Below are 26,136 nucleotides of genomic sequence, written 5' to 3'. Positions count from 1 at the left end.
GTACAGTCTGGCGCGCAACAGGACGAAGGAGCACGGGTGAGCAAGATCGCATTCGTCGCAGCCCTGTGCTGTGTCGCCGCCGCACCGGGGCTGGCCACTCTGCCCAGCCAGGCGAAGCCACAACGGCTGCCGGTGCCCGTGATGGACAACAGCAGCGGCCTGGGCCAGTACGCCGCACCGGCGGGCCGGGTCGAGGGGTTCACCGCCTACGTGCCACAGACCAGTTGCGACCCCAAATGGCGCAAGGGCATCAAGGGGTTCCGCGACCTGGTCATGAAGACCTACCCGCAGACCCAGGACTGGGGCTCGACCCGCAACTGCACCGACGACGGCACGAGCGAACACCTCGACGGCCGGGCGTGGGACTGGCATGCAGACGTGAAGAACCCCAAGGCGTTCGCCGCGGCGACCGACCTCATCAACTGGCTCATGGCGAAGGGGCCGGATGGCCAGCAGGCTTACTGGGCCCGCCGGCTCGGGATCATGTACATCGGTTACAACCACCGCATCTGGGGCGCCTACCGGGCGTCCGACGGCTGGCGCAGACTCACCAACTCCAACCCCCACACCGACCACGTCCATTTCTCGTTCTCGTGGGCGGGCGCGTTGGGCCGGACCAGCTTCTGGGACGGCACGCCGGCTCCCACCGACTACGGACCCTGCCGCGTCTTCCAGAACGAACCGGCGCCACTGCACCCCGGGCAGCCGAACCGGCGACCTTGTGGCTATCCACCACGCCTGACCCGCACGTCGGCGAACCCCGGCCCGCGGCTGTGGCGCGGCAGCCAGTCCAAGGAGGTCCTGGCGGTGCAGAAGGCGCTCGGAGTGCCGGGTGCCAACGGCTTTTTCGGCCCAGCCACGATGCGCGCCGTGCTGGCTTACCAACAACGTGAGAACCTGCCGACCAGCGGGGCCGTGGACACCCTCACCCGGGCGGCTCTGGTGACAGACGGGATTCTGAAGAACTGACGCACCAACGCCCGGCGGGCACTTCCCGGGCGCTCGGTTCGGTTCGCACTGCCGCGGCCAGTGTGAGCATGGGTCCCCAATGACCGCAGCACCTGCGCGCCTGCGACCATCCGATGCTACCGGTGCTGTGCAGGATGGGCAGCCCGCAGACACAGGCGCCGCGCGACCAGCGGGCCACTTCCACCTCCCGCTCGGTGGCACACACCGGGCACATCTGGCGCAGCGTCTCCACGGTCACTGCCCGCCCCGGCACACTGTCGCGCCACCGGCACTGCCCCGCCAGCAGTGCCTGCACGAAGACCGGCACCGCCATCGACCGCCCGCTGACGACGCATCGTGGCTGCTCCCGCCATCCGTCCACGAGGAACAGGGGCAACCCCGCTCCGGCCCGGTGACCGGTGGGGATGCGCGCGACCAGCCAGACGCAGCGGATGCCAGCCGCCTCGTAGCCGGCCTGCCGGCGCTCGTACTCGCGCAGGATCTGCGCGGAGCGCTGGACCTCGAAAGCCACCTGACCGGACGGGCCGCGGGTGAGCACGTCGGCCACGAAGCCGTCTCCGGGCACCTCGGTGTCGGCCTGCCACCCGGCCTGGGCCGCTGCCCGGGCGACCACCGCTTTGAGGTGCAGATGCTCGGGCGACTCACGGGCTGCACACGCACTGTCGCGGGCGTGCACGAAGCGGCGGGTGCCCAGTGGGGGACACCCGCGGAAGCCGGAATGGCCGCACGGCTGCAGGACGATGGTGCGGCCCCGCAGCCGCGACCAGGCGGCCTCGTCGAGCAGCGGGGCGCAGAGCAGTTCCTCGTCGACGGTGGCACTCAGCGGCATGGGTCCAGTCCACCGACTGCGCCCGTCGGCCGGAAGATCCCGCTCAGAATCTGTGGACGGCTACTTGTAGTACGGCAGGGCCCCGCCCAGGTACGGGCCCCAGTCGTTCATCTCTCGCCACTTGATGCGCTTGACGGTGCCATCGGGCATGTTGGTCACTGCCCGGTCGTCCCCCACGTAGGTAGCGACGTGCCCGGCATCATGGCCGGGATCCCAGAACATCTGCGCCCCCAACGGGGGTTCGCGGTCATCGGGGTGCGCGACCCCGGCCCGCTTGGCCCGCCGCCACTGATCGAAGGCCGTGGCCACCCGGGGGCCTTTGGGCAGGTAGGCGTCATCGGCCAGCCGCAGGCACTGGTCGTAGTACCCGCTGGCGCGATCCTCGGCCAGCTTCTGCAGGTAGGCCACCGCCTTCTGCGGGGAACGGGTCACCCCGATGGGCCGCATCGGCTCGTCCCGGGAGACCTGCAGTTCGCGATCCTGCGACCAACCGGCCCCAATCTCCGTGCCGATCCCGAAGCCGGGCGCGGCCTGCGCAGGAGTCACCCCGAGGGGCAGCAAGGCGAGGATTCCCGCGCACAGAAGGCGGCGCACATTTTCCAGTGACCCACATTTCGCGTCCCGAAGTACCGGTATTCACGTGACATCCGTCACACCCGCGAGGAGCTTGACTGCCCCAGATCGCGCCACAGGGCGCCGGCGGCGGCCACCGCCGCGACGGCGATGACTGCGAGGCCGGCCACCAGTCCCACACCCGCCGACAGCGCACCGACCACCAGGCTCGCGAACGCGCCGCCACCCTGCAGGGCAAGGCTCTCGACGGACATCATCGTGCTGCGCACCGTCGAGTCCACGCGGTCATGCAGCAGCCCGGCCATGACCGGACCCTGCACTCCGATCACCACGTAGAAGAGCAAGAAGGCCGCCGCGGCCACGCCGATCAGCGGCACCCCGACCAGCAGCACGATCCCGGCACCGGTGACGTAAGCCCCGGCAGCCACCGCGGGACGCCGCCCCGGGATCCGGGCGCTCATCGCGGCACCGAGCGCGGCGGTGCCGAAGGCCACCGCTGTCAGCACGCCGTACAGCCCCGATGCGGCAGTCGGACTGCCGAGCAGATCCGCGAAAGTGTTGGGCGCCAGCAGTTCGATGCCGCTGAGCATGACCCCTAGACACATGGCCACGACCATGACCCGCCGCACAGGTGCGTCCTTCACACTGCGCCGGGCACCGGCTACCACCGTCGAGGCCACGGAGGTCCGCTCCCGTGCAGTCTCCCCGGTCAGCAGCAACACGGCGGCCACCGCGAAGACCACCTGCATGCACGCCGCCAGCACAAAGGGCACGGACAAGGACAGGAAACCCTGACCGGTGTGGGGCAGGGAAGCGAACGCCACGGGCAGCAGGCCACCGATCACCGAGCCGAGCCCGAGGGCCAAGGACTCGGCGATCTGCCCCCTGGCCAGGCCGGGTTCGATGTGGTGATCCCCCAGTTCGTGCATGAAGTCGACGAACCAGGATTCCATCGGCCCGGACGACAGTGCCCGGGCCGATGCCAGCATGGCGATCCCGCCCAGGATCGCGGGCAGTGCGCCGAAGAACGCCAGGACCAGCAGCCCGGCCGCGTTGAGCACCGCAGCGACCACCACCACGGGACGTCGCCCCCACGCGTCGGCCAACCCACCGGTCGGCAGTTCCAAGGACAGGGTCACGATGCCGTAGAGGGCCATCGCCTGCCCGACCTGGTCCAGTGGCAGGCCGCGGGCCCCGAGCAGCAGCACCAAGACCGGGACCACGAGCCCGACCGGGAACCACCGCAGCGCGGTGAGGACCGCCAGGCGACGGGTGGGGTTGACCGGCACCGCCCCACCCTAGGTGTTCTACGCGGCCCGACCACGTCCGAGGCTCCTCACCGGACTCTCACCGTCCTCCCGACTGGTTCCGACCTGCACGCCGCACAGTGCGGACATGGACACCGCACCGAACCCCCAGGCATCCCCGGACCCGCAGACCGAACCCGCCGCACAGAGCCGCTGGTACGCCCTCTACACCAGCGAACGTCGCAAGGCCCACATCCTGGGCGCCACCACGGTCGCCGCCTCGCTGCTGGCGGTGGCGGCAGGCGCATGGGGGCTCAGCAACACCGGTGCCTCAGCCACGACCGGTCCAGGACAGTTCGGCGGTCCCGGCCAGTTCGGCCCGGCCCAACCGGGCATGTCACCAGCCAGGGGGAGGACCTGGCCGCCATGCTGTTCAACGCCGATGGCACCGTCAACCAGGACCTGCTCCAGGAGTTCCTCGGCCGATTGCCCGGTGGTCCCGACGGATTCCTGGAGACCGCCGTCACGAACCCGAACTCACCCAGGAGCAGGCGGACGCCGCCGCCGCCGCAGGTTCCGCCGAGGATCAGGTCAGATGACAGCCACCGACGTCGCCTGGGACACCCCGGACCCGCCTGGTCGACGTGAGATCGTCGTCCCCGTGTACAACGAGCAATGCGCTGCGTCGCAGCATCTGACCTGGTCGAATACGCGCGGGCGCAACCTGGACCCATCGCATCCTGATCGCGGACAACGCGAGCAACGATGCGACTCCGCGGATCGCCCGGGAACTTGCGACCGGCCTTCCGGGAGGTGGAGTACCTGCGCCTGGAGCAGAAGGGTCGCGGGCGCGCACTGCGCCAGGCCTGGGGCGGTGCGGCCGCCAGGGTGGTCGCCTACATGGATGTCGACCTCTCCACCGGCCTCGTGCCGGTCCTGGTCGCGCCACTGCTGTCGGGCACTCCGACGTCGCCATCGGCACGCGCCTGAGCACGGCGTCACGAGTCACCCGGGGCCAGAAGCGGGAGTTCATCTCACGCAGCTACAACCGGCTGCTGCGGCTGACTCTGCGGTCACGGTTCTCTGACGCCCAGTGCGGGTTCAAGGCTGTGCGAGCCGACCGGCTGCCCGCGCTGCTGGCGCAGGTCAAGGATGAAGACTGGTTCTTCGACACCGAACTGCTCGTGATCGCCGAACGCACCGGCCTGCGCATCCACGAGTGCCCGTGGACTGGGTGGACGACCCGGATTCCAGCGTGGACATCATGGCCACCGCGCTGGCTGACCTTCGTGGGATCGCCCGCCTGGGTCGTGACATCGCCTCCGGGCGCATCCGCATGGCCGACGTCCCCCAGGATCGTGGGCCGGGTCAGGTGCTGCGGTTCGTGGCCGTGGGCCTGGGCTCGACCGCCGTTTACGCCGTCCTCTACCTGTTGGCGCGCACCCTGGTGGAGCCGGTGGTCGCCAACGTCGCTGCCCTGCTCCTGGCGACCGCAACCAACACCGCGGTGAACCGCCGCTTCACGTTCGGCATCTCGGGGCGCGCCGACTGGTGGCTGCACCAGGCCAAGGGCTACGCGGTGCTGGCCGTCGCGCTGGTCATCACGAGCGCGACGGCAGCCCTGCTCCCGGAGACCTTGAGCAGAGGCATGGAACTGGCCGTCCTCACCGCCGCCAACTCGATCGCCACCCTTGTGCGGTTCGTCCTGTTCCGCCACTGGATCTTCCGAGGAGGACTCGATGACCGCCACGCTCGAACGGGCCGCCGCCACCACCCCCGCCGAGGCCCGCGACCGACACGTCCGGCCCTGCGGCGCACTTGCCGGTACCGCTGTGCTGTACATCTGGGGCCTGTCCGGCTGGGCCAGCAGCTTACCCGCGGCCGCGCAGGCCGGCTCGCAGAACTGGGAGGCCTTCTTCTTCGGCTCCAGCGATGCCGCCAACGCGATCACAATCGACAAGCCGCCTGCCGCCATCTGGGTCATGGCCCTGTCGTGCGCCTGTTCGGCCTCAGTTCCTGAGCATCTCGCCCGGCAGGCGCTGATGGGCGTGGCGACCGTCGGACTGCTGTATCTGTTCGTGGCGCGCTACTTCGGTAGGCCAGCCGGACTGCTCGCCGGGGTCATCCTCGCCACCACGCCGGTGGCCACGCTGATGTTCCGGTTCAACAACCCCGATGCCGCGGTCCGCTGCTGGTCGCCGCGACCTACGCCGTGGCGCGGGCACCGAACCGAGCGGCTGCGCTGATCGTCCTGGCGGCGGTCGCTCGCGTTCCTCACCAAGAGTCTGCAGGCCTTCCTGGTCCTCCCCGCGTTCGTCGCAGCCATCCTGGTCCACTCGCGGCGGCGGATCGCGATGCTGACCACTGCAGCCGGCCCTGGTGGTCGCCGGCGGATGGTGGGTGGCCGTGGTGGAACTCGTGCCCGCGTCGATCCGCCCGTACATCGGCGGCTCGCAGACCGACTCCGCACTCGAACTCATCCTCGGTTACAACGGCCTGGGGCGGCGGACCGGCGATGAGACCGGCAGCGTGGGCGGCGGTGCCGGGCGGGCGGCGGTGGCTGGGGACGCCGAGCTGGCACCGGATGTTCGACGCCGACTGGGCCGGCAGATCGCCGCCTGCGGCGCTCGCGGCGATCGTCTTCGCCTGGGTGCTGGCCGACGGCCGGATGCAGCGGGTGTCCACGATCCTGTGGGGCGGCTGGCTGGTCGTGACGTTTGCCGTCTTCGCTTCAGCCAGGGCATCATCCACCAGTACTACGCGGTTGCGCTGGCACCGGCGATCGCTGTGCTGGCGGGCCACGGCGGTCACCCTGCTGTGGCGGCGCGGGGCCTATGCGGCCTCGCGGTGTTTCTGGCCTGCTCCGCGCTGTACGGCGGCACGTTGCTCGTGCGCGCGACTACGACCTGCTCGGCTGGCTGGTCATCGCGGTGGCCGTGGTGGCCGGAATCGCCCTCGGACTCGGCGACCTCAGCGGGCCGAGGGTGCGCACCGCGTTGGCGGGCACCCTGATTGTCGCGATGCTGCTGTCCGGTCCGGCCTTCAGCCTGCAGACCGCATCCCGGGTGACCAGCGGGGCGCTACCCACTGCCGGCCTGAGCCGGCGGCGCCACAGTGGGTGGCCCGGCGGCACCGGAGGAAATGGCAACGCGTGCCCGCTGGCGGCCCGGGCGGGCTGCTGGACTCCCCCGACGTCAGCGGCGACCTCGTGACCACTCTCGCCCAGGACGCGGCCGACTACACGTGGGTCGCCGCCGGGGTGGGCAGTCAGACCGCCGCGGGCTACCAGTTGGCCACCGGCCACCCCGTGATGGCGATCGGTGGCTTCAACGGCAGTGACCCCTCCCCCACCCTCGAGCGGTTCCAGCAGTACGTGGCGGACGGGCGGATCCACTGGTTCATCGCCGGCGGGCAGACGAGTTCCCAGATCAGCACCTGGGTACAGCAGAACTTCCCGTCCGTCACCGTCGACGGTGTGACGCTGTACAACCTGTCAGGATGACTCGTCGCTTCCGGGCTCGGAGAACTTCCGGGACCGGAAGGCGCCGACCAGTGTCGGCAGGGTCGGGAAGATGTACTCCTCGCCGATCTCGCCGATCAGTGAAGTTCGGGACAGGTCGTCGAGCAACTCGCTCTTGGCCCGCACCAGCACGAAGCGGACGCCGGCGGCTCGCAGCTCTCGCACGAGCACCTCGAGGGCTTCCACCGCGGTCGAATCCACCTCGACGATCGCCTCGCTCTGCAGCGCGAACCACTCCACGCCCGGCATCCGCTCCTGGACCGCCGTGCGCGCATTCGTGAGGAAGTTGTCAGCGTTGGCGAAGAAGAGGGGCGAGTCGTACCGGAAGATCAGCAGGCCCGGCTCCTCGCGGGTCTGGGGGAAGTCGGTGATGTCGTGCATGCCCGCGAGGTCCGGCACGAAACCCAGTACCGCCGAGTGCGGCCGAGCCACCTCGAAGAGCAGCAGGAGCACCGAGAGACCCACGGCGATGAGCACCCCGTACAGGACCCCGAACACCAGCACGCCGGCCGTGGTCACGAGGGCCACGAGGAACTCCGAGCGCTGGAACCGCCACAACCCCCGGAACCCCGGCACGTCGATGAGCAGCACCGCCGCGTACACCACCAGCGCACCCAGCGCCGCCTGCGGAACTACCTCGAGGACGGGACCGGCCACGAGCAGGACCACGGCGAGGAACAATGCGGCGGCGATCGAGTAGCCCTGCGATGTGGCACCGCTCGCGCGGGCAACCGCTGAGCGACTGCCGCTGGTGGACACCGGCATCCCGCGGAAGAATCCCGCGGCCACGTTCACCACCGCCAAGGCCCGCAACTCGGTGGGGGCCCGCAGAGGCGGGTCCTGCACGAGGTGGAACGACCGCCCGGTCAGCGTGGCATCGGCGAACGCCACGAGCAATACCCCCACCGCGGCCAGCATGAGATCCGGCACGAGCGACGCGGGTACCGACGGGAGCGCAGGGGTGGGTAGTCCCGCCGGGATGTCGCCGAGCAGTTCCACCGGCTGGCCACTTGCCGACAGCGCCGCTGCAATCGCGGCGCCCACCACTAGGGAGATCAATGGCGCGAACGGGCGCAGACGCGTGCGGGCGAACCCCACCAGCACGGCCAGCACCCCGGCCGCGGTGATCACCGCCGACCACTGCGGGGTCGTACCGATCACCAGCCAGAGATGCTCGAGGACCCCCGGGTCGCCAGGTACCGACTCGCCGGTCACACGTTCGAGCTGGCTGTCGATCATGAGCACCGCGATGCCCGCCATGTACCCGACGAGGATGGGCCGGCCGAGCAGGTCCGCCACGAACGACATCCGCAGGAGGCTTGCCAGCAGGCCCACCACACCGACCGCCAACGCCAGCGCCGAAGCGACCGCGGCCGGGGAGGTGCCGCCGGCGGCCACCGCCGGCACGATCACTGCGGCGGTCACGGCGACGCTGGACTCTGGCCCGAAACTGAGCCAGCGCGACGTCCCGAGCAGGGCGTACAGCGGAACCGCGACCAAGGCGGCCCACAGACCGGTGACCGGGGAGAGTCCGGCGAGGATCGCGTAGGCCATCACCTGGGGCACGAGGTAGGCGGTGACGGTGAGCCCGGCGATGACGTTGTGCCGCTCGAAGGGGCGCAGTTCCGGCGTCAGGCCGGGCAGCCAGGTGCGCAGGAACGAGGCGGTCACCCGCCCATCATCGTGGGCGCCGACCCGGGGAGGCTAGCGATAGTACGGGTTGGCCCAGCCGAGGTAGGGACCCCACTCGTTGAGTTTGTGCCAATCGACGATCTTGATGCTGCCGCCCGGCATGTTGGTGACGACCTTGCCGTCCCCCACGTAGGTGGCGATGTGCCCGGCCGGGTGATCGGTCCGCCAGAACATGTGCGCACCCACCGGGATGTCGCGACTGTCCGGGTAGGCGACTCCGGCCTCCTTGGCCCGGCTCGACTGTGCCAGCGCGGTCGTGGTGCGCGCGGAGGCGCGGTAGGCGTCATCGGCCAGGCGCAGGCACTGGTTGGGGTATCCGCCGACGCCCTCGCGTGCCCACTTCTTCAGCAGGCCCACGGCCTCCTCGGCCGTGTTCGCCGTGCCGTAGGTGCGCAAGACCGCGGACCGCGCAGCCCGCCGGAGTTGGCGAGCATCGTCCTGCTCGGCCCAGGCTGCGGCGTGGACGAGGTCCGTGTCACGTGCACTGCCCGGAGTCGCGGCCACCAGAGTGCCCGCGGTTGCCAGGTGGATCTGTGGCTGCGCCGGGGCCTGGGGGGTGGAGGCGGCGACGGAACCGGCTAGCACCGGCACCGCCATGACGCCGGCGATCAGCGAAGCGGTGCGTTTCACAGTGTTCTCCAGACGGTTCTTCGATGGTCGAGGTGGCCCGCGGCAGGGCTGTATTCGCGACGTGTCTCAGCCGTAGAACGGCTCGGCCCAGCCGAGGTAGGGACCCCATTGGTTCATGCGCTTCCAGTTGATCTTGCGGACCGCGCCGCCCGGCATGTTAGTCACGGCCTTGCCGTTACCGACGTAGGTCGCGATGTGGCCGGCGGGGTTGGAGGTCCGCCAAAACATCTGCGCCCCCACCGGGGGCCGGCGGTTGTGCGGATGGGCATATCCCTTGCGCTTGGCCCGCTTCCACTGGCTCAAGGCCGTGCTGGTGCGGTTGCCCTTCGGCTGGTAAGCGTTGTCAGCCAGACGCAGGCACTGGTTGTGGTACCCGCGCGTACCACGCTTGGCCCAGCGCTCCAGGCGCATCGCGGCCCGGGTGGGGCTGTACTGCGTTCCCTTGGTGCGCATGGAGACACCGGCGGCACGCGAGGCGCGCTTGGTCCGGTCGGTGGATTTGGCTTTGACAGCCGGCGCAGCAGCCGCGGACGTGGCGGGCTGCACCGCTGCGGTGCTGGGCACGACGGCTGCACCGAGGAACACGGGCGCTGCGGCGATGCCGGCGACCAGGGTCTTTGTGTTCATGGGTCGGGGAACTCCTCGACGACGACGACATTTGAGGTCGCTTCGGTGATTCCCTCGCTGATACCTGTCTACGCGTGACCTAGGACACGCCCACTGGTGACGGCGATCACACTGACCTGCACGCCGCAACAACCTGGTGCGGCACAGGCATCAACCGAGTTCGAGAGTGGTGACCCCGAACACCGAGGCCCAATCGGCCGCCGGCGCCGCACCGTGGTACATCCGGGCGCAGGTGAACACTTCCTGGCCACCACGGCGCGCGGCCCACTGCACCGCCGACTCGTTGACGGAGGGGACATCCACGAACACGTCGGAGCCTGCCGGGATCCCCGCAGTCAGTCCCCGGAACAGCGCATCAGCCGTTGCCGCCGACTGCGCGAACAGCGGCCCGACCTTGAATCCGTGCCGGCAGCCACGCAATACCCCGTATCCGCTCAAGCGGTCATCCACATGGGCGACAGCCACGTGATCCGGCTGCGCCAACCAGGGCCCGAGGAACCCCGGGCGCGGAGCGCCGAAACATCGGGTGTCCAGGTCGGGCAGACTGCCCAGCGGCGCGGTGACCCGGCGCACTGCGGCCGGCACGTCCTCGACGGTGCTGAGGATGCGCATGCGGCGATGGTCGTGGGTCTGCCTGAAACCACTGTCCCGGTAGAAGCGGGCCATCGCGGGCACGGCATCGATGGCGATCGGCGCGCCCGGTTCGAGTCGCTCCAGCAGCGTGTCCCGGCCGTGATACCACAACTGCCGGCCCAATCCGCGGCCCCGGTGCGGCGGCGCCACGATGAACAGGCCCATCACGCCGAGCCGCCCGCCGTAGTCGACAGTGGCGACGGCACCGATGAGACGGCCGTCGTCGTCGCGCACACCGAGGTAGGCCTGCGGGTCGGTGTTCCAGAACACCTCGGCCTCGTCCCCGGGATTCCAGCCCTCAGCGGCCGCCCATTCCAGCAGAGTGTCCACGTCGGCCCGTGCGAGCGCGACGATCCGCGTCATCGCGCGCTGAACGCCTTGGACTGCACGCGCACCACGTCGATGAGGTCCCCGAGCGGCAGGTTCGCGTCGAGCAGGTGCAGCCCCCACGTCGGGGTCGGTGCGGGCTGGAGTGCCTTGGCCTTCCCGACACCCTTGACCATGAGCACGTGGGCGCCGTTGGAGCGCATGCACTTGGCCTTGTAGCGGCCCTTGGGGGTCAGCCACGCGGTCTTCGCCGTGGGCGGGGTCCCGCCGTAGGTGATACCCGTCGCCACACCCAGCAGGCCCGGGATCGGCTCGGTCCGCAGGATCGTGTCGATGCGCGACCAACCGCCCTTCAGCGCCGCCGGATTCGTGCAGGCCGCCTCGTACTGCACGTTCGGGTCCAGGCCGACGCTGTCGGGACGCACCCGGCCGAAGGAACTGTCCGGCGGCTCCTGACCGAAGGTCGAGTAGGAGATGACGCAGTTGACCTGCCGGGGCCGGGTGCACAACGGCACACTGCTGAAGTCACCGCCCACCGCCTTCCCGACCGGCACCGCGACACTGGTGCCGAGCAGCAGCGCCGAGACCATGTCCGCGCGCAGTGCCGCATCGGGTTCGATGACCTCCCGGATCAGCCGCTTCAGTACCCCCGACCCCTGCGAGTGCCCGATGAGGACGTATCCCCGATCAGGATGCGCGGCACGGTACTCGGCGAATGCCGCCTTCACGTCGTCGAAGCCGACCTCCCGGTCCTGCGGGGTGGGAGTCGCGGTCCCCAGGATCGCCTTCAGGGTGATCTGCCGGTACATCGGTGCGTACACATCGCAGACCTGACTGAAGCGCGCCGCCTGGTGCTTGGCGATGACGATCTCCTGCGGGTCCTTGGCCAGGTCGGCAACGACCGTGGGCTGCTCACTGACCGTCGGGTACACGTAGAAGCAGTCGATCGCCGGCTTCTTGGCGGGCTTGGGCGTCACGACCCGCGGCGCCTTGCCGGGGGTGCGGATCGTCGTCTTCAGCGATCCATCACAGGGGTTGGGGCTCGCCCCGGGACGGCACAGCCACACCGTGTCGGCGTGGGCCACCGCCGGAGCCGCCAGCACGCTGGTCGCCATCGCCAGCGGCAGGATCAGTTTCAGTACTCGGGCCATGATCCGCAGACTAACCGCAACCCGTCGCGGGCGCTGAGGCTACCTTCAGGCAGGCTCGGTGGCATCGAGCCGGGGGTCGTAGACGACCGTGCGGGCCCGGCCTTCCCGCTTCGCCCGGTACAACGCCGCATCGGCCCGGCGCAAGGCGCTGTCCGGATCCTCTCCCGGCGACACCACGGCCACGCCGACGCTCATGGTCATGACGATGGTGCGCTCGCCGACGGCCATCGGCTGCGTCACCGCCCGATGCAACTCCTCGCAGATGCGCGCCACGTCATCGACGCCGTGGATGGCTGGCAGCACCAGGACGAACTCGTCTCCGCCGAAGCGGGCCAGCACGTCGTTGACCCGCACCCTGTCCCGGACGCGGCGGGCGACGGTCACGATCACCTCGTCGCCGACGGCATGCCCGTAGGTGTCGTTCACCGACTTCAGTCCGTCGAGGTCGATGAACAGCACACCCACGTGGATCCCGGTGCGGGGAGTCTGCGCGAGACCCCGGAGATCCGCGTGACCAGTTCCCGGCGGTTGAGCAACTCGGTCAAGGAGTCGTGCGTGGCGAGGAACCGCAGTTGCTCACGGGTCGCCCTGGCCTCGGTGACGTCGGCGAACTGCGACACGTAGGCGGTGGCCCGGCCCTGCTCGTCACGCAGCAGGCCGATGGACTGCTCGACGAGCACCCGCTCACCATCCGAGCGGATCATCTGGTGGTCGCGAGTCAGCGACGCCATCAGACCGGCCAGGATCTGGGAACGAAGCCGGCGGTCGAGGTCGTCGTCGAGGGGGTCGAGCACGTCACTGACGCTGCGCCCGAGCAACCACTCCTCCGTGCGCCCGAGCAGACGGCACAGCGCCGGGTTCACTTGGAGGAACTCCCGGTCCAAGCCGACCACCGCCATCCCCGTCGGCGCCGATTCCATGGCCGTGCGGAACAGTTGCTCACTGCGCCGCAACGCCTCCTGCGCGTCGTGCTGCGCCTGCACGTCCCGCAGCCGGCCGACCCGGCCGATGACCGACCCGTCCTCGCCGAGCACCGGACGCGCGGCGATGTCCATCCACAACGACGCACCCGCGGCGGTGCGGACTCTGCCCACGAAGTCGATGGTGTCCGCGTTGCGAGGGTCCAGGTGCAGATCGGGCGGGAGGTCCTCCGGCTCCACGAAGTCGAGAACCGGCGCCCCCACAACCTCGCGCGGCGCGAAGCCCAGGACGTCCATCACCGACGGCGAGACCCACTCCAGCACGGCGGCCGACGAGGCGCGGAACACGACATCCGAAGAGTTCTCGGCCAGCAGGCGGAAGTGCTCCTCGCTGCGCGCCAGCGCCTCCCGGGCGTGCACACTCTCGGTGATGTCGACGACCTGTGCCATGAGATGCGCGAGCCGACCGTCCTCCGCCCGCACACCGGAGACCGTGAGGTCGGCCCAGACCACAGTGCCATCGGGGCGCAGGTAGCGCTTGGCCAATCGGTAGGTGTCACGGCGGCCGGCGAACACGTCATCCACCAGGGATGCGTCCGTGGTGAGGTCGTCGGGGTGAGTCAACTCCTGCCACGTACTGCCCATCAAGGTGCGCTCGTCACGGGCCAACAAGGCACAGAGTGCGGGATTGACACTCACGAACCTGCCGTCAACACCGACCATGGCCATGCCGATCGCCGCGTCCATCATCGAACGGCGGAAGCGCTCCTCGGACTCGGCGAGTGCCACCAGCGCGTCGTGCTCGGCCTGGATGTCCCGGATGGCGTCCACACCGCCGATCACCTGGCCGCGCTCGTCGACGATTGACCGGCCCAGGACACTCATCCAGCGCCAGCCACCATCGGCAGTGGCCATCCGGCACTGTACGTTCCCGGTGAGTTCACCGGCCGCGATAGCCGACTTCTGCAGTTCCGTGACGACCGGCAGGTCGTCGGGATGGATGAGATCGCGCAAACTCTGCCCCTGGATCTGGTCGATGGGCCACCCGAGGTGCGGGCGACCGACGGGCTGACCCACGACAGCGTGCCGTCGGACTCCGAGCGGAAGACCATCTCCGAGGCGTTCTCGGCCACCAAGCGGTAGTACTCCCGTGACTGCGCCACCTCCCGTGCCTGCGCGACCCGCTTGGTCACGTCCCGGTAGGTGAAACTCAAGGCTTCGTCGATGAGCACGCCGCGGATGTCGAACACCCGGATGTCACCGCGCGGCGTGACAACCTCCTGCTCGTCCACCCGCAGCGGCTGACCGGTCGCCAGCACCTGCCGGGCGCACTGCATCACGAAGTCCTTGGCCGCGCCGGACCAGATGTCGCCGAGGCGATGTCCCTCCAGCTCGTCGCGCGACATGCCCAGGTAGCGGCAACTGGCACGGTTAACCTGCACGTACTCCAGATCCACGATGTGACCGGCGTCGTCGCGGATGGGCGTGAGCATCTCGTGGGGATCGAGCAGGGAGTCCAGCGTCGTACGCATCCTGGCTTCCGCGCGGGCAAGTTCCCGTTCGTTGCGGTCACGCTGCGTGACCTCCCACCAGGAGCAGCCGAGACCGTCTCCGATCCTCGTGGCGCTGACGTCGTAGGAGCGCAGCGCACGGTTCGGGGACGAGTCGGGATACTGGAAACTGTCCAGAACCAGCACCGTGTCGTTGTCCACCACCTCGATGAACCGCTCCAGCAGCACGTCGTCACCGGTCAGCGGCGCCAGTTCGAGCAGTGTGGAACCCAGCACCTTCTCCCGTGGGATACCCAGATCTGCCAGGGCTGCCTCGTTGACCCCGGTGTACACGAAGTCAACGATGCGCCGGGCGTCGTCGCGCACAGCCGTCAGGACCATGTGCGGGTCGGGGAGGCTCTCGATGTCGATCACCGTGGGCGGTCGCGAGCCCTCCTGCGTCATGGACCTACCCCCCTTCACGATCACGGTAAGCGCCACGGGGTGGCGTTTTCCCGTTGTGGACCCGAGTTGAGCGCACGCTCAAGTCCGGCGTACAGTGGTGGATGTTCCCTCACAAAGGGACCGCCGACCGGGGCGGGCGAGGCCCACCCGTCCGCCGCTCTCGACGACCTCTCGACAGGAAGGTTGTCTCTTCGATGCGAACTGCTCGCAACTTCATCGACACCCAGGACCTGGGGCCGGAGACCATCCGCGCCCAGATGTCCCTGATCTCGCTGCTCAAGCAGGCCGACAAACAGAACGCCTGCCCGCGGTTGTTGGAGGGCGCCTCCCTCGGAATGATCTTCGAGGAAGCCTCCACCCGCACCCGCGTCTCGTTCGAGGTCGCGATGACCAAACTCGGCGGCCACGCCCTGTACCTCAAGCCCGGCGAGATCCACCTCGGGGCCAAGGAGAACATCAAGGACACCGCGCAGGTCCTGTCCCGCATGGTGGATGCGGTCGAGATCCGCGCATTCAAGCATGCGACGGTCACCGACTTCGCCGAGCACGCCGAGGTCCCCGTCATCAACGGACTCACCGACTACAACCACCCCACCCAGGCCGTGTGCGACGTGTTCACGATGACCGAGCACACCGACAAGCCGTTCTCGGATCTCACGGTCGTCTTCGTCGGCGACGCCACCAACGTCTGCACCTCGACGGCCCAGATCGTCACCATGCTGGGCGGAACGTTCATCCACGCCCGGCCCGAGCAGTACGGCATCAAAGCCCAGTGGCCGACGGTGCTCGACGAACTCGCCAAGAACCAGGAGACGTACGGCGGGCGGTACCTCGAGACGGAGGACGTCGAGGATGCGGTCGTCAACGCCGACTTCATCTACACCGACCTCTGGTGGTGGTTCGGCCAGGAGGACGAGATCCCGGATCGCGTGAAGGCATTCAAGCCGCGCTACCAGGTCAACGCCGGCCTGCTCGCCCGCGCACCGGAGCACGCCAGGTTCATGCACTGCCTGCCGGCATCACGCGGGGTCGAGGCGACCGACGAGGTCATGGATTCCGCCCAGTCGATCATCTACGACCAGAGCGAGAACCGGCTGCACACCGAGAAGGGCCTCTGGCCTGGTACATCATGCCGCGCCTGGAGCAGCCGACCGCTGCGCTGCGCGCCTACCACGAAGGACGCATCGAGTCCTTCCTCCACGACACCGTGAGCATCTGAGGGGAGCCGGAACATGACCACACAAGAGACGAGCACACCGCGCGCGCTGCGGATGTTCGACATGATCCTGTTCAGCGTCTGCGCGATCCTGCTGCTCAGCCAGGTCACGCTCACCGCGCAGATCGGACCGTCCGCGGTCGTATGGACCGTGGTGATGATCGCAGCCTTCTTCCTGCCGTACGGGCTGATGACCGCCGAACTCGGTTCCACCTACCCGGACACCGGCGGCATCTACGCGTGGATCGTGAGGGCGTTCGGGAACCGGTGGGGGACCCGGGTGTCCTGGTGGTACTGGCTCAACGTCGCGCTGTGGGTCCCCTCGGTCTACCTGATGTTCTCGGTGGTCCTGTCCGACATGTTCTTCCCCGGACTCGGATTCTGGCCGCAGGTGGGCATCGCCCTGGTGCTGATCGGCGTCAACTGGCTGGTCAACGTTCTCACGCTCGACACCGGCAAGTGGGTGTCGAACCTCGGCGCCATGATCACCGTGGGAGTCATCGTCCTGATCGGCGTGGCGGGGTTCGTGGCGTGGTCCGGCGACGGATCGGCGACGAACTTCACGTGGACGACCGAGTCCATGATCCCGACCGCACCGACCGTGGCGCTCGCACTACCGATCATCATCTACAACTTCCTCGGCTTCGAACTGATGAGCAGCGCCTCGAACGAGATGCGCAATCCGCGCCGCGACGTGCCCCGCACGATCGTGATCGCCGGTGTGCTGATCGGCGCGTTCTACCTGATCTCGACCATCGGGATGCAGGTCATCGTGCCGGCGGAGGAGATCTCGGAGACCAGCGGCCTGCTGGATGCGCTCACGACGGTGTTCGGCGCCGGAGTGTTCACGACCGTGCTCGGCATCGGGATCCTGTACGCGTTCTTCGCCGCGCTCATCCCATGGACGATAGGGGCGAACCGGGCCGCTGCGGAGGCTGCCGAGCAGGGCGACCTGCCGCCGGTGTTCAAGCACATGAGCGCGAAGCGCCGCACACCGGTGGGAGCCGCCGGCTTCACCGCTCTGGTCAGCGCCGCCATCACGCTGGTCTACGGAGTGCTGTTCTCCCTGACGAACGGTGACATCGACGCTCTCTTCTGGAGCCTGTTCGCGTTCAGCTCGATCGTGTTCCTGCTGCCTTACGTGGCCATGTCGCTGGCGTTCCTGCGCCTGCGCCGGATCGACCCGGACGCACACCGGCCGTACACCGTGCCGGGCAAGGCGTTCGGCGCCTGGCTGTCGGCCACGCTGGTCGTCGTACTGCTGGCCGCCGCTGTGTTCTTCTTCGTGTGGAACCCGTGGGTGGAGTTCGATGCCACGACCACGTGGCTGATCCTCGGTGGCCTCGCCGCGACGTTCGTCGCCCAGGAGCTGCTGGTGTGGCGCTCGCCGCACTGGAAGCGCACCGAACACCCGGAGGCGGGGGCGGCGGTGGATCTCGAAGGGATCGCTCCGGACACCCCGGCCGGTATCGACCGGACCTACGAAGCCCACGGGGGTGAGCGGCGATGACCCGCGTCCTCGACGGCACGCCCAAAGCCGACGGCTTCCGCATGCCGGCGGAATGGGAGCGGCAGTGCAACTGCTGGATGGTCTGGCCCGAGCGCCCCGACAACTGGCGACTGGGGGCCAAGCCCGCCCAGGATGCGTTCAGCCAGGTGGCGGCGGCCATCTGCGACCACGAACCGCTGACCATGGTGGTTTCCGGGCAGCAGTACCTCAACGCCCGCCAACATCTTCCGGCCCAGGTCAGGGAGGTGGAGATGTCCACCGACGACTCGTGGATGCGCGACACCGGGCCGACATTCGTCATCAACGACGCCGGGGAGTTGCGCGGGGTGGACTGGCGGTTCAACGCCTGGGGTGGCCTCGAAGGCGGCCTGTACTTCCCGTGGGACCACGACGACCTGGTAGCGCGCAAGGTCCTCGAGATGGAGGGGGTCGCGATGTACCGCGCGGACTTCGTCCTCGAGGGCGGGTCGATCGACGTGGACGGGCAGGGCACCGTACTCACCACTGAGGAGTGCCTGCTCAACCACAACCGCAACCCGCACCTGAGCAAACAGGAGATCGAGCACAACCTGTGCGAGTACCTCGGTGCGGACAAGGTGATCTGGCTGCCGCACGGGGTGTACCTCGACGAGACCGACGGCCACGTGGACAACTTCGCGCGCTTCGCGGCACCCGGGGTCGTGATGCTGACCTGGACCGACGACCGCAGCGACCCGCAGTGGGAGATCAGCAACGAGGCGCTGGAGATCCTGCAGGCTGAGACCGACGCCCGGGGCCGCCCGCTGGAGGTCGTGAAACTGCACCAGCCCGGACCGATCTTCATCACGGCCGAGGAGGCCGCCGGCGTCGATCACATCCCGGGGGTGCAACCGCGCGTGGAGGGTGAACGACTCGCCGGCTCGTACGTCAATTCGTTCATCGGCAACGGCGTGGTCGTGCTGCCGGTCTTCGACGACCCGCACGACGAGGACGCGATACTGACGTACAAGCGGTTGTTCCCCGACCGCGAGATCGTCACCGTCCCGGGTCGGGAGATCCTGCTCGGCGGCGGCAACGTCCACTGCATCACCCAGCAGGAACCGGGCGGGCCGTGAAGACCCAGGTGCACATGTCCGCGGGCGATCGGCGTGAGGCGCTGATCGCCGCGGCGGTGCGCGCGATCCGTCGCAACGGCATGCTCGAGTCGAGCACCCGCACGGTGGCTGCGGAGGCCGGTGTCAGCACCGGCCTCATGCACCACTACTTCGACAGTTACGACGACCTCATGGCGGCGGCCTTCGAACGGGTCGCCGCCGAGGACCTGCAGCGCGCACGCGCCGTGGTCGGCGGGCTGGACACACCGAGCGAACAACTGGACGCCATCGTGTCCGAGTTCCAGCCCGCGCGCGACGCCTGGCAGTTCCAGTGGTGGATGGATGCCTGGAGCAGTTCGGCGCGTCACCCGGCGGTGCGCGACATCGCGGCGAAACTGAACGCCGGCTGGCAGGGCCTGCTCGAGGAGATCCTGCGGGCCGGGGTGGAAGCGGGCGAGTTCGACTGCCCGGACCCCCGCGCCTCCGCCTGGCGTCTGCTGGCACTCCTGGACGGCCTCACGATCCAGGTCGTGGCCCAGACCGACGGGCCGGGCCGCGCGGACGTGGAGGAATGGTCCCACCACATGGCACGGGTGGAGACCGGCCGCGGTTGAGCCGGATCAGTGATCCAGATGCGCGCGCACCGCGGCGAGGATCGCCAGTTGCCCCGAGACGAGTCTGCGGGCGGCCTCATCCAGCGAGAACCACGCCGCACCATCGGTCTCGGGGAACTCCTCGAGCCGGCCGGAACCGCGCGCGCCACTCCATGGCGAACAGATTGCTCGAGACGAATCGCAGGTCCTGTGTCGTCTCCACCACGAAGACGCGCACGCGCTTGCCACTGGGCATGCGGTGCTCCCCGATGTCCGAGACCGGCCCCTCGGGCGCGGGCATGCCGACCTCCTCGCCGAATTCCCGCACGGCCACCTGCCAGGGGTCCTCGGTGGCCGGGTCGTACTCCCCTTTGGCGATCGACCAGGCTCCAGCATCCTTGTGGGCCCAGTGCGGGCCGGCCATGTGAACCAGGAAGATCTCGGGCCCGGCCGGCGTGTGGCGCACAGGCAGCAGCCCCGCGCTGTGACGCGCGCTCACGTCTCCCCCGTCCGGTACACCTGCCACGAATGCCCGGCCGGGCGCAGGCCGCAGCGCCGGTAGAGCCGTGCGGCATCGCTGCCGCGGTCCGCCACGATCACCCACCGGGTGGCCCCGCGACCCTCGGCCCACTCGCCCGCCATGTGCAGAAGGTGCGAGGCGAGCCCCCGCCCACGATGCGCGGGGTCGGTGCCGACGCTCTGGTACCGCGCGGGGCCGGCACACAGGACGATCCCCAGGTCCGCGACGAGCCGGTCGCCCAGGAACACCCCCATGAACGCGGCGTCGCCGTTGCTCACCATGCGGCGGCGGGAATCGACACGGCGGCGCACGAACTCCTCGTACGCCGGGTCCGACGGGGATCCCGCCTCGGCCAGTTCCTTGCCGACGGCCTGCTCCCAGTCGTCAGCGTCACGGAGTTCCCGGGCGTGGTAACCCTCCGGCAGCGGCCGACCTGCCGGTGGCCGATCGGCGACCAGCACCTCGTCACACTCCACCGTGATGCCGAGCGCCTGCCACGCGGGGACGGCCGGCGGCCCCGGAAGGCCGATCGCGACGTGCGTGACATCCGGGACCGACCGGCGCATCAGTGCCAGACACCCCTCGGGGTCGGCGGCGAGCGCCGGGTCGCCGATGTAGACGAAGTTGCCCCAGTAGTAGCCCGGGTTGTCCGGGGACCGCACAACGACATGACCGGCCGACTCGGTGATCTGCGCCCCGGAGCGGCGCAACACCTCGATGTCGGTACGCCAGCCCAGGGGGACGTCATGCATGCCTCGAGCCTAAGTTGGCGGCCATGAAGAGGCTCGGCCTGCTCGGCGGGATGTCCTGGGAATCCTCGATCCAGTACGAGCGATGGATCAACGAAGCGGTGCGCGACAGACTCGGCGGCACGGCATCGGCCGATCTGGTGATCCGCTCGTTCAACTTCGCGGACATCGAGGCCCTGCAAGAGGCCGGCGACTGGCCCGGCGCAGCCACGGTCCTCAGCGACGCAGCGCAGGACCTGCAGCGATCCGGCGCGGAAGGTGTCGTGCTGTGCACGAACACCATGCACCGGGTCTTCGACGACATCCAGGCCGCGGTCACGGTACCCGTGCTGCACATCGCGGATGCCACGGCGAGTGCGGCGACCCGCGCCGGCATCGACCGGGTCGCGCTGCTGGGTACCCGCTACACGATGGAGCAGGACTTCATCTCCCAGCGCCTGCGCGCCGCCGGGCTGCACGTCCTCGTCCCCGACGAGCCGGACCGGAGCATGATCCACGACATCATCTACGCAGAGCTGGTGCGTGGTGTCGTCGTGGCGGAGTCGCGAACCCGCTACGTGGAGGCGATCCGGCGCCTCGTAATGGCTGGAGCGCAGGGCGTGATCGCCGGCTGCACGGAGATCGAGTTGCTCGTCGGACCCGGCGATGTCCCCGTCGCGTTCTTCCCGACCGCCTACCTCCACGCCCGCGCCGCAGCCGACTTTGCCCTGGGCTCGGGCCTCAGGGGTGGAACCTAGGTTCGTCGCGCACCGGGCCTGGCCAGGGGGGCGAGCACCGCGACGTTGGAGAACGACCACGAGGTTGGAGAACGCACACGTGGCACCTCCAGCGCCGTGAACGGACTCCAACCTGGCCCGCGTGACACAGGACGCTACGTTCGCGCTGACACACCCAGCAGTCGCGCTTCCACCGCGTCGGCCGCGGCACGCGGACCGCCCGCGGACCGGTACCCGGCCGCCACCCGCTGCGCCCCTTCGCGCATGCCCATCGCCTGCTGGACCGCCGACTGCAGGCGGGGCGGTGACAGACGGCGGCTGGGCAGGCGGACGCCCGCACCGGCGACCTCGACCCGACGGGCCACCTCCAACTGGTCACGACCGAACGGCACCGCCACCACCGGCACCTGGTTCGCCAGGGCCTTCTGCGTGGCACCCATCCCGCCGTGGGTGACCACCACACTGGCTCTCTGGAACAGCGGACCGTGCGCCGCGAACGAGACCACCTTCGCGTTGGCGGGCACCGGGAAGGATCCGGGGTCGCCGGCCGGGACGGTGGCAACAACCTGCAGCGACCGGTCGGCCAGCGCCTCGAGCGCGACATGGACCAAGCGGCCGTCGTCCTGGAACTCCGAGGACGTCGTGACCACCACGAGCGGCTCGGTGATCCCGTCGAGCCACGCGGGCTCATCGGCAGGCGGCTCCCATGGACACGGCCCGACCATGACGACGCTGTCAGGCCAGTCGTTGCGGTGGTACTCGAACGGTTCGGCCGTGAGGTACACCATCAGCGGCGGCGCCAGGAACTGCCCGGTGAGGTGCGCGAGTGGCGGCAGACCCATCCGAGCCCGGCCGTCGTTCAGCCCGGGCAGCATCCCGCGCTCCAGGGTCCCGGTGATCAACGGACGCAGCACGGCGTCACGCATCCGCGCTCCCGCAGACCGACCGGGCCGCAGACCGGGCCCGAAAGGTGGCACGTCTGCCGACGGCAGGGGCATGGGGTACGGGCAGAATGCCGCCCAAGGACCACCCCACTTCTGCGCCGCCGCGAGGGCACCCCAGGTGTTGATGTCCACGATCACCACGTCAGGGCGCTCTCGCGCGATCGCGTCCTCCAGGTCAGGACCGTCGAACTGCGCGCGCTCGACGAAGGTGGCCACGTTGGCCTTGAGCGCCTGCTGTGCGCCACGCTTGCGCCAGTCCTGCTGCAGCACGGCCTCGACCCGCCCGTCGACCGCATCCGCGCGCAGTCCGAGACCACGCAGCATCGACACCTCGGATGCCAGCGTGCGGACCACGACGTCGTGGCCGCGGTCGCGCAGTTCCAGCAGGATGGCGGTCGCTGGGTAGAGGTGCCCCCGGGCAGGCGAGGTGTAGGCGAGTATCCGGGTCATGACGACTCCAATGTGAGAGGGATGAGCATTTCGACCAGGGCCATCCGGGTCTGCGAGCGGGTCAGACGGGAGTCACGGCGCAGCAGCTTCCACGAGTAGACATCGCAGATCGTGACGAACTGCGCGAGCCGGCGTCGTCGCGTGGCGGCCGAGCCGCGCACGAGGTACGGGGCGAAGACCTCCCGGCACCACTGGACATGCACCTGCCGCCCCCGATCGGCGACCGCCGCCAGCGCCGGGGCTTCGACCTCGGCGGCCAGCAGCCGCAGGACCCGGTCGCCATACTCCTCGTAGTGATCCAGCAGCACGTCGATACTGCCCGGGATGTCGCCCACCGGCGCCTGTGCCCGCTGTGCGGTCACCTGGTCGGCCGACCACTGTGCCGCGGCAGCCACCAACTGCTCCTTGGACCCGAAACGGCGAATCACTGTGCGCGTAGCGACCCCGGCGCGTCCGGCCACGTCGTCCAGGGACATGTCAGCGCCGGGGCGCTCCCAGAACATGTCCACGGTGGCGCGCAGGATGCGCTGCGCCGTGAGCTCGGAGGACTCAGCCCGCGCCTGCATGCGGTAGGTCCTGGGGGCCGCTGATTTCATGTCAGTCATAGTGACATGAATATGGTCTGCAGACAACCCCCCTGTCGACAGCACGCCGGATCCGCGATAGTCATGAAGGCATGGCAACCACACGCACCGCGACCACCACGTGGAACGGCACCCTGTTCGAGGGCGAAGGAGAGGTCACCCTGTCGTCGTCCGGGATCGGCACCTACCCGGTCTCCTGGCCCGCTCGCGCAGAGGAGCCCGCAGGAAAGACCAGCCCCGAAGAACTGATCGCCGCCGCGCACTCCGCCTGCTTCTCGATGGCTCTGTCCAACGGCCTGGCGAAGGCCGGCACTCCCGCCACTAGGTTGAAGACCACCGCCGAAGTGGACTTCCAGCCGGGGACCGGGATCACCGGCATCCGCCTCAACGTCGTCGGCGACGTGCCCGGTCTGGACGCGGAGGGATTCGCAGCGGCCGCCGAGGATGCGAAGGTCAACTGTCCGGTGAGCCAGGCGCTGCGGGCTGTGCCGATCTCCCTGACCGTGGGCCCCGCCTGACGCAATCTGCGCGGACCTACGGCTCCAGGTACCGCAGGGTGGCCACCGCCTCCTCGGTCAAGCGTGCGGTGGTATCCAGCAGGTCGGCCAGACTCGAACTGCCCAGCAGTCGCTGCTGGTCCAGCGGGCCCACCGGCGTCAGACCCGCCATCTGCCACGCCCGTGGGAGCGGCTCCTCAGCCAGTTCGATGTCCGCTCCGGCACCGGCCAGAGTCAGCGCCGCCCGCACCTGGGACTCCACCTCGTCGCACCGCCCGGCCAGCGCCGGGTCCCAGGCGAAATCGTCGATCTCGCGGATCCGGGCCCGGGGGTAGGGCCGATCCGGCAACCACTCGGCGACATCGAAGCGGGTGGTGCCGCGGGCGACGACGGCCATGAAGTCCTGTCGCGCCTCCACCTCGATGATCCGGGCCACTGTGCCCACGGCGAACCGCTGTTCCCCGCCACCACCTCGTGGCCACGCTCGATGAGGACGACGCCGAACTGCGGCTCGCGCTCCTCGAGCAACTCACCGAGCATCTGCAAGTACCGCGGCTCGAACAACCGCAGTCCGAGCGGCATGTGCGGAAGCAGCACCGAGCCGAGAGGGAACATCGGCAGCACCGTCACATCCCCACACAAGCACCGGATCACCGGCGGGGCAATCGCTGAGCGCGTTCACCAGGTGTCGACGACGCGACCACTCGGCGTGGACGGGGCCGCGGCCAGCAGTCGCACGATCACGTCCCGGGTCTGGGCAGGGTCGATCACATCATCGATCTCGAACAGCCGGGCCGCGTTGAACACGGTGACGTGCTCGCGGTAGGCCTGCGTCGCCTCCCGCGTCCGCTCCTGGCGCTGCACCGGGTCCTCGATCATGTCCAGTTGTTTACCCATCGCCAGCCTGACGGCACCTTCGAGGCCCATCGGGCCCATGTGCCCGGCAGGCCACGCCAGCGTCATCAGCGGCTCCTTCGTGCTGCCGCCGAGCATGGCCTGGGCACCCAGCCCGTACCCGCGCCGCAGGACGATGCCGATGAGGGGGACGCTCAACCGCGCGGTGGCGACCAGCAGGCGCGAGGCGTGGCGCACGATCGCGGTCCGCTCGGCGTCGGGACCCGCCATGATCCCCGGTGTGTCGACCAGCGACACCAGGGCGATGCCGAACGCGTCGCACAACTGCACGAACCGCGCGGCCTTGTCCCCGGCATCCGCGGTCAGCGCGCCGGCCATGTGCAGTGTCTGGTTGGCGATCACCCCGACCGGGCGCCCACCGATCCGGGCGAACGCGGTGACCAGTTCCGGCGCGAAGGCCTCACGAAGGAAGATCACCGAATCCGTGTCCGCCAGCGTGCTGATGATCGGTCGCACGTCATACGCCTGTCGTTCCCGCTCCGGCAGCGCCTCACGCAGCACTCTCTGATCGGCTGCCCCTGCCACCGGGCCGTCCCCGGCGAACATCGACAGCAGTGCTCGGGTGACCGCCACCGCCTGCTGCTCGTCGTCGACGAGCACATCGATGACGCCGTTGGCGGCCATCGTCTCAGCCGGACCGATCTGCTCGGCGCGATAATCGCCGAGCCCGGCACCGGCTATCATCGCCGGCCCGGCCACACCCATGGTGGACGTGCGGGTGGCGACGATCAGGTCCGATGACCCGGCAATGATCGCGTTGCCGGCGAAACACCGCCCGGCCACCACCGCGATCCGGGGCACCACCCCCGACAGCCTGGCCCACAGTGCGAAGGTCCGTACATCCAGCGCCGAGACCACCGGGTAGTCGGTGTCCGTGGGCCGGCCGCCGCCGCCCTCGGCGAAGAACACCGTCGGCAGCGCCAGATCCTCGATCAGCCCCAGCAGGCGATCGGACTTGTGGTGGCCACGGATGCCCTGCGTGCCGGCCATGACCAGGTAGTCGTACGACAGCACCGCGCACGATCGTCCCGCCACCGATCCGAGTCCGGCGACCAGTCCGTCCGCAGGGCTGCGTGCCATCAACTCCTCCACCGCCATCACCTGTTCCTGCGCCGCGGTGGCCAGTCGGCCGTACTCCACGAACGAACCGGCATCGAGCAGGTGGGTGATGTTCTCGCGAGCGGTGCGGCCCCCGCGGTCATGCCGGGCCGCGACCTTGTCGGGCCGGGCGGCGTCCTCGCCGAGCGCCCGGCGGCGGCGCAGTTCATCAAGGGGATCCGTCACGAGCCTGAACCT

Annotated in this window: 23 protein-coding genes and 4 pseudogenes; 11 read left to right on the top strand and 16 right to left on the bottom strand. The window is 69.4% G+C overall.

The annotated features are described in order from the left end of the window. The first annotated feature begins 36 nt into the window (after window positions 1-36). Window positions 37-969, top strand: a complete 933-nt coding sequence (locus IPG68_04790; GenBank protein MBK6762621.1) for a peptidoglycan-binding protein — start codon at window positions 37-39, stop codon at window positions 967-969. On the opposite strand, the gene IPG68_04785 is transcribed toward IPG68_04790, so the two are convergent. Genes IPG68_04785 through IPG68_04775 form a run of 3 tightly spaced genes read right to left on the bottom strand, consistent with a single transcriptional unit; the run spans window position 926 to window position 3,660 of the window. Beyond that, window positions 926-1,798, bottom strand: a complete 873-nt coding sequence (locus IPG68_04785; GenBank protein MBK6762620.1) for a hypothetical protein — start codon at window positions 1,796-1,798, stop codon at window positions 926-928. The two genes, IPG68_04790 and IPG68_04785, sit on opposite strands and share 44 nt — an antisense overlap. A gap of 60 nt (window positions 1,799-1,858) precedes the next feature. Further along, window positions 1,859-2,392, bottom strand: coding sequence for a hypothetical protein (locus IPG68_04780; protein ID MBK6762619.1), 534 nt, complete (start codon window positions 2,390-2,392; stop codon window positions 1,859-1,861). Between the two features lie 56 nt (window positions 2,393-2,448). Then, window positions 2,449-3,660 (bottom strand): MFS transporter, encoded by a 1,212-nt coding sequence (locus IPG68_04775; GenBank protein ID MBK6762618.1) that lies wholly within the window; start codon window positions 3,658-3,660, stop codon window positions 2,449-2,451. 665 nt (window positions 3,661-4,325) lie between these two features. Between IPG68_04775 and IPG68_04770 the strand changes: the two are divergent. The 4 genes and pseudogenes from IPG68_04770 to IPG68_04755 all read left to right on the top strand — a co-directional run bounded on the left by IPG68_04770 (window position 4,326) and on the right by IPG68_04755 (window position 7,120). Beyond that, a pseudogene (locus IPG68_04770) lies at window positions 4,326-5,344 on the top strand (glycosyltransferase). Window positions 5,345-5,600: 256 nt separating this feature from the next. Further along, the gene (locus IPG68_04765; protein ID MBK6762617.1) at window positions 5,601-5,864 is read left to right on the top strand and encodes a glycosyltransferase family 39 protein; all 264 of its coding nucleotides are present in this window, start codon (window positions 5,601-5,603) and stop codon (window positions 5,862-5,864) included. Window positions 5,865-5,997: 133 nt separating this feature from the next. Continuing rightward, window positions 5,998-6,630, top strand: a complete 633-nt coding sequence (locus tag IPG68_04760; protein MBK6762616.1) for a hypothetical protein — start codon at window positions 5,998-6,000, stop codon at window positions 6,628-6,630. 139 nt (window positions 6,631-6,769) lie between these two features. Next, a complete protein-coding gene (locus tag IPG68_04755; protein ID MBK6762615.1) occupies window positions 6,770-7,120 on the top strand; it encodes a glycosyl transferase in 351 nt (116 codons plus the stop codon). Here IPG68_04755 and IPG68_04750 read toward each other — a convergent pair. The 7 genes from IPG68_04750 to IPG68_04720 all read right to left on the bottom strand — a co-directional run bounded on the left by IPG68_04750 (window position 7,112) and on the right by IPG68_04720 (window position 14,132). Continuing rightward, the gene (locus IPG68_04750) at window positions 7,112-8,809 is read right to left on the bottom strand and encodes an STAS domain-containing protein (protein MBK6762614.1); all 1,698 of its coding nucleotides are present in this window, start codon (window positions 8,807-8,809) and stop codon (window positions 7,112-7,114) included. The genes IPG68_04755 and IPG68_04750 overlap by 9 nt on opposite strands. Window positions 8,810-8,842: 33 nt before the next feature. Beyond that, the gene (locus tag IPG68_04745; protein ID MBK6762613.1) at window positions 8,843-9,460 is read right to left on the bottom strand and encodes a hypothetical protein; all 618 of its coding nucleotides are present in this window, start codon (window positions 9,458-9,460) and stop codon (window positions 8,843-8,845) included. Between the two features lie 66 nt (window positions 9,461-9,526). Continuing rightward, window positions 9,527-10,087, bottom strand: a complete 561-nt coding sequence (locus IPG68_04740; protein ID MBK6762612.1) for a hypothetical protein — start codon at window positions 10,085-10,087, stop codon at window positions 9,527-9,529. Between the two features lie 150 nt (window positions 10,088-10,237). Beyond that, entirely contained in the window at window positions 10,238-11,083 is an 846-nt protein-coding gene (locus tag IPG68_04735; GenBank protein MBK6762611.1) for a GNAT family N-acetyltransferase, read from the bottom strand. Beyond that, complete coding sequence (locus IPG68_04730) at window positions 11,080-12,198, bottom strand: DUF3089 domain-containing protein (GenBank protein MBK6762610.1); 1,119 nt, start codon at window positions 12,196-12,198, stop codon at window positions 11,080-11,082. The genes IPG68_04735 and IPG68_04730 overlap by 4 nt, the downstream gene beginning before the upstream one ends. Window positions 12,199-12,243: 45 nt before the next feature. Next, complete coding sequence (locus IPG68_04725; GenBank protein MBK6762609.1) at window positions 12,244-12,663, bottom strand: GGDEF domain-containing protein; 420 nt, start codon at window positions 12,661-12,663, stop codon at window positions 12,244-12,246. Beyond that, the gene (locus IPG68_04720) at window positions 12,630-14,132 is read right to left on the bottom strand and encodes a PAS domain S-box protein (protein ID MBK6762608.1); all 1,503 of its coding nucleotides are present in this window, start codon (window positions 14,130-14,132) and stop codon (window positions 12,630-12,632) included. Before IPG68_04720 ends, IPG68_04725 begins: the two co-directional genes overlap by 34 nt. A 1,135-nt stretch (window positions 14,133-15,267) precedes the next feature. Between IPG68_04720 and argF the strand changes: the two are divergent. The 4 genes and pseudogenes from argF to IPG68_04700 all read left to right on the top strand — a co-directional run bounded on the left by argF (window position 15,268) and on the right by IPG68_04700 (window position 19,486). Continuing rightward, window positions 15,268-16,292, top strand: a pseudogene (gene argF, locus IPG68_04715) (ornithine carbamoyltransferase). A gap of 13 nt (window positions 16,293-16,305) precedes the next feature. Then, window positions 16,306-17,799, top strand: a complete 1,494-nt coding sequence (locus IPG68_04710; protein ID MBK6762607.1) for an APC family permease — start codon at window positions 16,306-16,308, stop codon at window positions 17,797-17,799. Continuing rightward, the gene (aguA, locus tag IPG68_04705; protein MBK6762606.1) at window positions 17,796-18,893 is read left to right on the top strand and encodes an agmatine deiminase; all 1,098 of its coding nucleotides are present in this window, start codon (window positions 17,796-17,798) and stop codon (window positions 18,891-18,893) included. Before IPG68_04710 ends, aguA begins: the two co-directional genes overlap by 4 nt. Further along, window positions 18,890-19,486, top strand: a complete 597-nt coding sequence (locus IPG68_04700; GenBank protein ID MBK6762605.1) for a TetR family transcriptional regulator C-terminal domain-containing protein — start codon at window positions 18,890-18,892, stop codon at window positions 19,484-19,486. The genes aguA and IPG68_04700 overlap by 4 nt, the downstream gene beginning before the upstream one ends. Window positions 19,487-19,492: 6 nt before the next feature. Here the strand turns inward: IPG68_04700 and IPG68_04695 are convergent. Together IPG68_04695 and IPG68_04690 are read right to left on the bottom strand one after the other, a co-directional pair. After that, window positions 19,493-19,889, bottom strand: a pseudogene (locus IPG68_04695) (NUDIX domain-containing protein). Window positions 19,890-19,960: 71 nt separating this feature from the next. Further along, complete coding sequence (locus IPG68_04690; protein ID MBK6762604.1) at window positions 19,961-20,737, bottom strand: GNAT family N-acetyltransferase; 777 nt, start codon at window positions 20,735-20,737, stop codon at window positions 19,961-19,963. 23 nt (window positions 20,738-20,760) lie between these two features. Between IPG68_04690 and IPG68_04685 the strand changes: the two genes are divergently transcribed. Further along, entirely contained in the window at window positions 20,761-21,471 is a 711-nt protein-coding gene (locus IPG68_04685) for an aspartate/glutamate racemase family protein (GenBank protein MBK6762603.1), read from the top strand. Between the two features lie 134 nt (window positions 21,472-21,605). Here the strand turns inward: IPG68_04685 and IPG68_04680 are convergent, their stop codons facing one another. Continuing rightward, a complete protein-coding gene (locus IPG68_04680) occupies window positions 21,606-22,844 on the bottom strand; it encodes a glycosyltransferase (protein ID MBK6762602.1) in 1,239 nt (412 codons plus the stop codon). Beyond that, complete coding sequence (locus IPG68_04675; GenBank protein ID MBK6762601.1) at window positions 22,841-23,440, bottom strand: TetR/AcrR family transcriptional regulator; 600 nt, start codon at window positions 23,438-23,440, stop codon at window positions 22,841-22,843. The genes IPG68_04680 and IPG68_04675 overlap by 4 nt, the downstream gene beginning before the upstream one ends. An 80-nt stretch (window positions 23,441-23,520) precedes the next feature. Here IPG68_04675 and IPG68_04670 point away from each other — a divergent pair, with 80 nt between their 5' ends. Beyond that, window positions 23,521-23,946, top strand: coding sequence for an OsmC family peroxiredoxin (locus IPG68_04670; protein MBK6762600.1), 426 nt, complete (start codon window positions 23,521-23,523; stop codon window positions 23,944-23,946). Between the two features lie 16 nt (window positions 23,947-23,962). On the opposite strand, the pseudogene IPG68_04665 reads toward IPG68_04670, so the two are convergent. After that, window positions 23,963-24,555, bottom strand: a pseudogene (locus IPG68_04665) (LON peptidase substrate-binding domain-containing protein). A gap of 48 nt (window positions 24,556-24,603) precedes the next feature. Then, window positions 24,604-26,124 carry a biotin carboxylase gene (locus tag IPG68_04660; GenBank protein ID MBK6762599.1) on the bottom strand — a complete coding sequence of 507 codons (1,521 nt, stop codon included), beginning with the start codon at window positions 26,122-26,124 and terminating at the stop codon, window positions 24,604-24,606. Window positions 26,125-26,136: the final 12 nt, after the last annotated feature.

Source organism: Micrococcales bacterium (assembly GCA_016703125.1).
Taxonomy (GTDB): Bacteria; Actinomycetota; Actinomycetes; order S36-B12; family UBA10799; genus JADKAV01.
Note: the sequence above shows the minus strand (reverse complement) of the source record. Positions and strands in the feature narration are given on the sequence as shown.